5 protein-coding genes and 1 pseudogene are annotated in these 5,232 nt (G+C 46.8%); 5 read left to right on the plus strand and 1 reads right to left on the minus strand.

The features are described from left to right. The first annotated feature begins 147 nt into the window (after positions 1-147). The 5 genes from KIV40_RS04830 (at position 148) to KIV40_RS04850 (ending at position 4,867) form a co-directional block, all read left to right on the plus strand. Complete coding sequence (locus tag KIV40_RS04830) at positions 148-555, plus strand: translesion error-prone DNA polymerase V autoproteolytic subunit (protein WP_285348101.1); 408 nt, start codon at positions 148-150, stop codon at positions 553-555. After that, a complete protein-coding gene (locus KIV40_RS04835; protein WP_285348102.1) occupies positions 555-1,811 on the plus strand; it encodes a Y-family DNA polymerase in 1,257 nt (418 codons plus the stop codon). Before KIV40_RS04830 ends, KIV40_RS04835 begins: the two co-directional genes overlap by 1 nt. Positions 1,812-1,911: 100 nt before the next feature. Beyond that, the gene (locus KIV40_RS04840; protein ID WP_285348103.1) at positions 1,912-2,409 is read left to right on the plus strand and encodes a hypothetical protein; all 498 of its coding nucleotides are present in this window, start codon (positions 1,912-1,914) and stop codon (positions 2,407-2,409) included. A gap of 188 nt (positions 2,410-2,597) precedes the next feature. After that, positions 2,598-3,797: a ParA family protein gene (locus KIV40_RS04845; protein ID WP_285348104.1), complete on the plus strand. Its 1,200-nt coding sequence runs from the start codon at positions 2,598-2,600 to the stop codon at positions 3,795-3,797. Then, positions 3,797-4,867, plus strand: coding sequence for a ParB family protein (locus tag KIV40_RS04850; RefSeq protein WP_285348105.1), 1,071 nt, complete (start codon positions 3,797-3,799; stop codon positions 4,865-4,867). The genes KIV40_RS04845 and KIV40_RS04850 overlap by 1 nt, the downstream gene beginning before the upstream one ends. A gap of 53 nt (positions 4,868-4,920) precedes the next feature. Here the strand turns inward: KIV40_RS04850 and KIV40_RS04855 are convergent. Next, positions 4,921-5,232 (minus strand): annotated as a pseudogene (locus tag KIV40_RS04855) (IS5/IS1182 family transposase); the annotation flags it as partial.

Here is a 5,232-nt window from a genome sequence, read left to right on the forward strand (position 1 = left end):
TTTTATGGAGCGCTTACTTTAAAACAATAAATTGAATTAACACATTAAACATTAAGATGCCAGATCAACCTACATCCCCCAACCTATCACTTGCACTTAAGGCTCTTTTTACCCATAATAACACTGTATATATAAACAGTGTTATTTATGAGCGTTATTCCTATTTCAGCCCGTGCTGGCATCACCGGCTTTGAGTCACCAGCTGCAGAGTACCGCCAACTCTCGCTCGATTTGGATGAGTTATTGATCGAGCACCCAAGCGCGACTTTTTTGGGCCGGGCAAGCGGGGACTCGATGCAAGGCGTGGGGATTTTCGATGGCGATATTCTGATTGTCGATCGCCATGTCACCTTGAATAATATGGATGTGATTGTCGCTAATCTAAACGGCGAGTTCGTTTGTAAGCTGATTGATATCAAGCACCGTCAGTTGCTTTCTGCTCACCCTAACCATGTACCGGTTCTGGTGCAGGATTGTGATATTTTCACGGTTGAGGGTGTCGTCATACGTTCGATACGCTGTCACCGAGCCAGTCATTTGTTGGGACAGGCGTAATGTTCGCCCTAGTTGATGCCAACGCGTTTTACTGCAGCGCAGAGCAAGTCTTCCGCCCAGAGTGGCGTGGTAAGCCTATCGTGGTACTTTCCAATAACGATGGTTGTGTGGTCGCCGCGAACCGCCAAGCCAAAGAGTGCGGGATCGAGAAATTTAAACCCTACTTTCAGATGAAGGCACTGTGCGAGCAGCGCGGCGTTATTGCCCTCTCCTCTAACTATGAGCTATACGCAGACTTGTCGAGCAAGATGATGGCAGTCATTGGCCGATTTGCCCCAGAGCAGCACATCTACTCTATTGACGAATCTTTCCTCTCTTTTGAGCGAACCACAGCGGCGATCCCGTGTCTCCGTGAGCATGGCCAAATGCTCAGAAAATCGGTGTGGCGTGAATGCCGGTTACCCGTTTGTGTCGGGATGGGGCCGACGTTAACTCTGGCCAAAATCGCCAACCATGCCGCCAAGAAGATCGCTGGGTTTAATGGTGTGTGCGTGCTTGATGGTGTAACCGAGCGAGAAAGTGTGCTCGCGCAGCTGGCCGTGAGTGATGTGTGGGGCGTCGGCAAACGGCTCACCACCCACCTAAAGCAACTAGGTATCACCACCGCATTGCAACTGGCCAAGTACCCGGCTCCATTAGCACGCAAGGTGTTTAACGTAGAGTTAGAGCGTACAGTGCGCGAGCTTAACGGCCAAGTTTGTAAGCAGTGGGATGAGGCGAGAGCAGACAAAAAGCAGATTTTTTCTACGCGCAGCTTTGGCGAACGGATAGAGGATGAAACCTCGTTGCGCCAAGCCTTGTGCCATCATGCTGGCATTGCCTCACGCAAAGCCAGAAAGCAGCACTCCTTGTGTAAGGTGTTGATGTGCTTTGCATCAAGCTCACCGTTTGATGATGTGTCTTACAGTCGGCGAGTCGTGCACCGGTTCCCCTACCCGACGGCCGATATAACGCAGATCACCAAGGTGGTCTCTGAGCTAACCCACTCTCTCTTTTCTGAAGGTGTACGCTTTTACAAGGTGGGCGTTGGCCTGTTGGATTTAGTCGACGGGCGGCAAGAGCAAGCGGATTTATTTAACCCTACGCCAAACAACTCGTCGTTGATGTCGGTGTTTGATGGCCTAAATCAACGTTATGGCCAGAACACGGTATTCCTTGGCGCTCAAGGCATTGAGCAAAAGTGGCAAATGCGGCGTCAGCTTCTGACACCGCAGTACACGACATGTTGGACAGATTTGCCTCAGGTTAAGTGCTGAAGTTAATATCACCCCAAGGCGTTGATTACATGAAAACATTTGCCTCATTTATAAAGCTTAAGTTTATACTCTGTGTTTTTATACAGTAAAAAGGAAACTTATGAAACGACTCATTCTAGCAACAGCATTTTCTTTTCTTATGCTCGGGTGTACTTCTCGGCCAGAAGAACCGACTATGAACTACGTGGATATCGGCTCTAAAGAAAGCGCAAACAGCGTAATTGAACTGACTTATCACAACTCTGACGCTGCTCCAGAGTACCAAAACTTCACTGTTTCACTGTATGTGTCACAGCTGCCATTAGAAGCTAGCTTTGAAATGTGTAACTTTGCCGATGATGTTTGTAACAGCGGATATTCTGTTTGGCAAAACCCACTGCGCCCGGAACAAAAAGGTGTATGGTTCAGCTATGACCTAGCATTCCCTATCGCAGCTAGAAAAGAACTAGAGATCGAGCTGCCAATCACTAAACATTTAACTAACCAAACGCTGCTAGAATGGGATAAGCCCACGATTCTAAATACGGAAAAGATGTACAGTGATGGTGAGGCTAATGTTCATGTAAGTATGACGGCGGTAGTTCGACAACTGTTCTAACAGTCAGATATCGAGTGAGATTATCCAAGCGTAATCATATCAAAAGCCACCTTATGGTGGTTTTTTAGTCTTGGCCTTTCGAAGGCAGCATCCAAAAAATGACAAAAAACATACAAATCTCTTAATTTTGACTACACGAATTAAAAACTAAGGGATATACTATTTCTAATTCCTACATGGAGGCAGAAATGGATACTCAACAAACCACGTCACACTTTCAATCCCTTAAGCAAGGAGCCGATGCTTACATTAAGCGCCGCAACCAGCGCTTACTGGCGAATCATCGCAAAGAGTTACGCAATTTTACCCGCGCAGAAGCCTCCGCTTACTTAGGCATCGATGCTAAAACGTTGGATAAATACGTAACTGCAGCGGAGATTGATCCTCGTCGTCATGAAGACTCTCAGTGGTCGATTGATATTGCGGAAATGTACCGTGTACGTGACTTGTTGCCAGAGGCATTGCGTAAAGAGCCAAAGTTCTCGCGTAGCGAACAGCAATCAGCGCAAGTCATCGTTATTCAAAACCAGAAAGGCGGCGTTGGTAAAACCGTGTCTGCCGCGACTGTCGCATCTGGTTTAGCAACAGAGTTCCATCAAGAATACCGTGTAGGCTTAATCGATATGGATGGCCAAGCGACGCTCTCTATGTATTACGCGCCAGAGGCAGATCAGGAAGGCAACTTGTCTGTGGGCGATCTCATTATGCGTAACTTTGACTTGGATGAGGGTGAAACGTTTGAGCAAGCGGTATCGGAAGCGTTCCTAGAAACCACCATTCCTAACTTGCGAATTCTGCCAGCAGCGCAGAGTGACCGAGCGATTGAAGGCTGGTTCCATGAACAAGTCTTCAGCCATAAGTTACCATCCCCCTACTCTATCTTGGCTGAGATCATCGATGCAGTGAAAGATGAATTCGACATCATCATCATCGATACACCGCCATCACTAGGTTACGCAACTTACAACGCCTACTTTGCCGCAACCAGCGTGGTATTCCCGCTATCGATTACGGAGAACGACATCGATGCGACCTGTTCATACTTCAGCTACATTCCGCAAGTATGGGCGCTGCTAACCAATGCGAATCATGATGGGTACGACTTCATGAAGATCTTGCTTACCAACCATCGTGACAGCTCGACTACAACTGAGTTGATGAACAGTCTTTACGACCACTTTGCTCCTTACTTGTACTCTAAGGAGTTCAAACACAGCGAAGCCATCAGACAAGCCTCTTCCCTTCTTTCAACCGTTTTTGATATGTCGAAGAGCGAGTACCCAAAAAGTAAGTCGACGTTCCAAACGGCACAACAAAACGGGTATGAGGTAACCAGTCAAATCCAGCGTGACATTCTTAATGTGTGGCGCGAACAGGAGCAAGCATAATGGCGAAAAAACGCGGCGGTAGCCCTTTAGGTAACGCACCAGGTTCTCAAGAAGCACAGCAATCAGCGGCTAAAGCGAACCTGACCACTTTAACGCAGCAATTGACGGCAGAGCTGGATAAAGCAGGCACCAATGCCGCTGAGTACTTGCGAGAACAGTTTGGTTTTGAATCTGTCGACCAGAGCATGGTTTGGCAGCTAGCATCAGGTAATACTGCGACGTTTAACGAAGTGACACTGTCATTCGAGCAAGTTCGAGATGAAACGTTTGTTACTTTCGATGTGAATGGACGCGATCAATCGCTTCTTACTGCAGAGTCCCTCTCTGATCTAAATTCGCTGGAGTTTCAACAGTTCTATCCGGCAGTAGGTCGAGAAATTGAAGGCAAGATTGATGTGTTGGATGGCTCTCGCCGCCGTGCTTGGTTCTTACTTCAAGAAGGCCGCATTAAAACGTTCCGTATCCTTGTCACTCAGGATGAAATCTCTGTCAGTGATGCGAAGGCTCTATCTAAGCAGCTACAAACGGCTAAAGAACACAATCTGCGTGAGATTGGACAACAATGTATTGCCATCAAATCGGCAAACGCAGAGATAACTCAAGCTGAGATTGCCAAGCAAGTTGGGCTTAGTCAGGCAGGTGTAAGCAAAGCGATGAAAGCTGCCAACATAGACGAGAAGCTGGTTAAGCTATTTCCAGTTGTAAATGCCCTTTCACATCCGGACTATGCCTTGCTAGATAAGGTGATGAAGACCTGTGAAGATAAAAAACAGATTTCTGGCTTCGTAAAGAAAATTGAGAAAAGTCTTGTCAATATTCAGGCTGAATATTCGCTTGAGGATCAGAAAGACGCAATTGTTTCTGCTATCAAAGCCGAGCTAAAAGTCGCAGAAACGAAGAAAGAGTCAGACAAAGCGGAAGTCACTCCCCTCGCCCAATTCGATAGCAAAGGCATGTTTGCCCGCAAGCGCGTGAAGGGCCGTAATTTCTCTTATGAGTTCGGGCGCTTGTCTAAAGAAATGCAAGATAAGTTAGACTCAGCGATAGCTAAGGTTTTGGAAGAGAGATAGACTTTTTAATATCGCTAATAAGTTGGATAACTGGCCTCTATCCAACTTAGAGCCTATCCCAAAAGGGATTTATTCCAAACAATGAGGCCACAAGCAAAATGCAACATGGCCTCGTAGTTTTCGATTTTCTTTTCCCAACGAACAAGCAATCTACGATAACGGTTTAGCCAGCTATGAGTTCGCTCCTCAACCCAACGATGAGCCTTAAAATCATCCGATTGTTTCAAGCTCGCAGCCTCTTCAGCACGTGATTGAACATGGGGAATGTAGTTCAAAGCAACCAGTTCATCATGTAACCACTGACCTGTATAACCTTTGTCTAGATACAAGGGCACTTTCAGAGGTGGACGATAACACTCCAGTGC

Source organism: Vibrio sp. D173a, assembly GCF_030248475.1.

Coding starts and splice junctions, on each gene's coding strand:
- KIV40_RS04830 (WP_285348101.1), top strand. CDS start 148: ATGAGCGTTATTCCTATTTCAGCCCGTGCTGGCATCACCGGCTTTGAG.
- KIV40_RS04835 (WP_285348102.1), top strand. CDS start 555: ATGTTCGCCCTAGTTGATGCCAACGCGTTTTACTGCAGCGCAGAGCAA.
- KIV40_RS04840 (WP_285348103.1), top strand. CDS start 1,912: ATGAAACGACTCATTCTAGCAACAGCATTTTCTTTTCTTATGCTCGGG.
- KIV40_RS04845 (WP_285348104.1), top strand. CDS start 2,598: ATGGATACTCAACAAACCACGTCACACTTTCAATCCCTTAAGCAAGGA.
- KIV40_RS04850 (WP_285348105.1), top strand. CDS start 3,797: ATGGCGAAAAAACGCGGCGGTAGCCCTTTAGGTAACGCACCAGGTTCT.